Genomic DNA, 506 nt, shown 5'->3' with positions numbered 1-506 from the left:
AAGAACGTTGTAAGACAACCATTAACTTGGGTGACGAAGAAGGTATTATCAACGTTTTAGAAGAAGACGTTGAAACGGCTGCTCTTCGTGCGAAAAAACGTTGTCCGATCTGTGAAACTGCGATGGACGCGTACTTGATTGATGACAAGCGCAAGATGCACGTTTGTGGTAACAACCCGAACTGTGAAGGCTATGTTGTTGAGTACGGCGAATTCAAAGTGAAAGGCTACGATGGCCCTGTTGTTGAGTGTGACAAGTGTGGCTCAGACATGGTGCTTAAGAACGGGCGCTTTGGTAAATACATGGATTGTACGAGTGAAACTTGTAAGAACACCCGTAAAATCCTGAAGAACGGTGAAGTAGCGCCACCTAAAGAAGATCCTGTGCACTTCCCAGAATTGCCATGTGAAAACTCAGATGCGTACTTTGTGCTTCGTGATGGTGCTTCTGGCCTATTTATGGCGGCAAGCAACTTCCCTAAATCGCGTGAAACAAGAGCACCTCTA

1 protein-coding gene is annotated in these 506 nt (G+C 45.8%); it reads left to right on the top strand.

What is annotated here, in order from left to right:
* Positions 1 to 506 (top strand): topoisomerase DNA-binding C4 zinc finger domain-containing protein (locus R8O11_RS31615; RefSeq protein WP_318195435.1); only part of this gene is annotated, 506 nt, incomplete at both ends.

This window comes from Vibrio sp. 1288 (genome assembly GCF_033344475.1).
The sequence above is the reverse complement of the archived record's forward strand: the minus strand, read 5'-3'. Positions and strand labels throughout refer to the sequence as shown.